Below are 2,981 nucleotides of genomic sequence, written 5' to 3'. Positions count from 1 at the left end.
TCTTTCAAGATTGTACTTTATTTCCACTAGTACTCTCCAACTTAATTAGGGGGCTTAATAGTTTCAACTTCCTTCAAATCACCTATTTTGCTAATTTTGTGACTTCCTCAGTCATTTGTGGAAGACCATAAGTCACAATTTCTCTAATTTTTTCAATTAATGAATTGTGAAGGTAAATTTTGATCTCCTCTATTACTGATATTTCACGACTATAAATTACCACTCATGTGTTTCTTCTTAAGGAGATCATTTAATGAGAGAATATTGTCATAAATAAGTGCTATATGTTTCTTGTAACTCAATTTATTCACATCACTTCTTAACGAACCACCACTATAATATATGTTTTGAATCATTGTTATCTTTCTAAATAATAAATCTGCATCTGTCGGAAATAATGAGTCATTTATATTTCTTATTAATGTTTCCATAGGTACGATGAACTGATTTGGCAAATAGCCAATTATATTAGGATCTTGCTGGTCTAGCATCTCTGCTTCGAATGCTCTCTCCATCTGGTCCAACATGTTTAAAACAACTAACTGGTATGTGATACGTAACGCTCTATTAGCTTCAATGTTCTCTTGAGCCTTTTGTTTTCTTTGTGCATTAAGAGTCATATTAACACCTATAAAAGTAAGTAATCCTCCTGTTATACCACCTAATGCACTAAAAATGCCGTTAATAAATTGATTTTGCTGATTCATTGAGGAAAAATTAAATAAAGCGCTCCGGAAACAATTCCGAAGCCCATCAAAAGTAATAGGACAACAATGGACCATATTACTGAATTAATCAATTTGTTATGTTCTCTTCTGTTCAAAGATACACCTCAATAAAAATGTTTTTTACCCTCTATTAGTGCCATCAGAAAAAAAGGTGAAATAATTGATGATCGGATCTCAATTAAAGCGAGAGTATTTACTACTCATTGAAACGTTGCTATACAATCTCTCCGTTTCTCCTTAAATTAGCCATGATCCGAGGATTGTCATTCTCTACACTGTAGAAATAAACCTCATCCACTTTACTCGCTATGTCCCATTTATCTATACTCCAATCATTTGTAGTAATTAATATAACTTTCCTTGATTTCACCTTTTCGAGCTCAATCAAAAAATTCTGATATCGCTTAGGATCATCTAAGACTGTTTGAACAGGAAAAAATAAAGTAAAGCAACTTTCATTGCCTAGAGGATTGGTTCTGGTGGAAGTTACGTAACTGTTTATATTAACAGTCATTCTGCCCAACTGATAAGTTGTTGTTGACTTAATTGAGTCTGGCAATAACTTTTTATCAAAAGCACGGTTTATAAAATCTGATATGTCAGACATAGAAGATGTTCTAATAATCCCTCTGTCAAACTCTTTATTTAAACACGACAAGACAACTTTTAATTTTGCATCATTGTCGTACCCGCGCACTAAAAGTATTCTTTTAGAATCATCATTCAAGAAATTAACAACTGCTTCAATTGCATTTTTTTTATCGCTCAATTTCAGACCCTCCCATTTCTACTTTACGGGACTATTCTACCAGAATTCTACAAATAATTATATAGGACATCCATCAACTGTCTCTTGTTTGATGGTCTCATTTTTGCGTAATATTAATTCATTCCACCTGAGAGGAGGAATCCGGATGGCGATCAAAATTGGTCGTTGGATATTTGTTGTTATCCTAGTCCGGACCGAAAATTAATTAAATCGGTCCAGAGGTTGTAAAAGAGAAGTTCGTTCTAAACTTCCTTGAAAAGGTACATAATGTACCGTGCGACTATTAATGTCGCATCCTCTTTTGCCGATTATGATAAAATATATTAAAACACATAAAGAACAGACCGCTGCTAGTTTTCCGTCCAACCTTTTTGTGTCACCTGCTGTTGCAGAATTGCAGCGAGGCGGATGCCCGCCACTTTTAGTAAGTTGTGGGCCAAAGCCACAATCCCAAACACCGTGTGAACCTTGCCTAGCCCTCGCAAGGAGAACCGTCGGAACGACCGGTTGCCCTTGATGTGACCAAATACGCTTTCTACCTCGACTTTACGCCGAGCATAGATCACGGATTTTTCGTCATCCTCAAGGGCTTTTTTGGCCTTTGCTTTTAACTCTTCCCAAATGGTATTCCAGTGTACTTGGCGGTTCCCCTTTGCTTTGGTGCATGCGGGCTTGAAGGGGCAGTTGCTGCAATCTTCACATTCATATTGCTTGAAGCTTTGTTCCAAACCAGATACGTTTTTCTTCGTTTGGTATTTCTTAAAGCGAACGTAACGGCCATTCGGGCAAATGAATCGATCCTCCCACTCCTCATACGTCCAGTTAGAGGCATGCCGAATGTCCTTCTTGTAACAACGTGTTTCTCAAACATGAAGCTGCCATAGGGAATGAGAAAATCAAATCGCGGCTCCTTTTCCTCCCCTATCGCATACAAATAGTTCTTTTCACTTCCATAGCCCGCATCGGCAACCACCGTTTTGGGCATCGGCAAAGAAGACGCGCCCAGTCGCTCCATATGCGGGATGAAGCAGCGCGTATCGGTAGGTCGCTGGTGGATGCTGTAAAACAAAATGAACTGGTTTTCTGTCGCCATCTGCACATTGTACCCCGGCTTCAGTTGGCCATTTTTCATGCGATCTTCCTTCATCCGCATAAACGTGGCATCTGGATCGGTTTTAGAGTAGCTGTTCCTATCGCCAAAGCAGCCTTTCTGCTGCTCATATTTGGCGAGCCTTGGAAGAATGTCCTCCCGGATTTGTTTCAGTGGCTGCTTTCAGGCACTGCGCTCTTTACGTAAAGATTTCCTCGCTTCGCTGTCGCTTGCCTGAGCGATCTGTTAGGTTAAGTTTTCCACTTGTTCTTTCAGCATGACGGATGTTTCTTCGATCTGGCCAGAAAGTTCATCTGATTTGCCACTGTGTATTCGCCAGCTTCTTGCTGTGTGAGCGTATGAATATGCGCGAGGGTCTCCTGCACCTTCTCCT

At 39.3% G+C, this 2,981-nt stretch carries 3 protein-coding genes and 1 pseudogene; all 4 read right to left on the bottom strand.

Annotation, left to right across the window (positions count from 1 at the left end; all coding sequences use genetic code 11):
* Positions 1 to 209 precede the first annotated feature (209 nt).
* Positions 210 to 707: a hypothetical protein gene (locus tag PAT3040_RS26225; RefSeq protein ID WP_146200560.1), complete on the bottom strand. Its 498-nt coding sequence runs from the start codon at positions 705 to 707 to the stop codon at positions 210 to 212.
* Positions 708 to 942: 235 nt separating this feature from the next.
* On the bottom strand, positions 943 to 1,497 hold the full coding sequence (locus PAT3040_RS26220; RefSeq protein ID WP_108995007.1) for a hypothetical protein: 555 nt from the start codon (positions 1,495 to 1,497) through the stop codon (positions 943 to 945).
* 350 nt (positions 1,498 to 1,847) lie between these two features.
* Positions 1,848 to 2,288 carry a transposase gene (locus tag PAT3040_RS40140; RefSeq protein WP_373863975.1) on the bottom strand — a complete coding sequence of 147 codons (441 nt, stop codon included), beginning with the start codon at positions 2,286 to 2,288 and terminating at the stop codon, positions 1,848 to 1,850.
* A 203-nt stretch (positions 2,289 to 2,491) separates the two neighbouring features.
* Positions 2,492 to 2,629, bottom strand: a pseudogene (locus PAT3040_RS40135) (hypothetical protein); the annotation flags it as partial.
* Positions 2,630 to 2,981 lie beyond the last annotated feature (352 nt).

The organism is Paenibacillus agaridevorans (assembly GCF_003112455.1).
GTDB lineage: Bacteria > Bacillota > Bacilli > Paenibacillales > Paenibacillaceae > Pristimantibacillus > Pristimantibacillus agaridevorans.
This window is presented reverse-complemented; position numbering and strand designations above follow the sequence as displayed.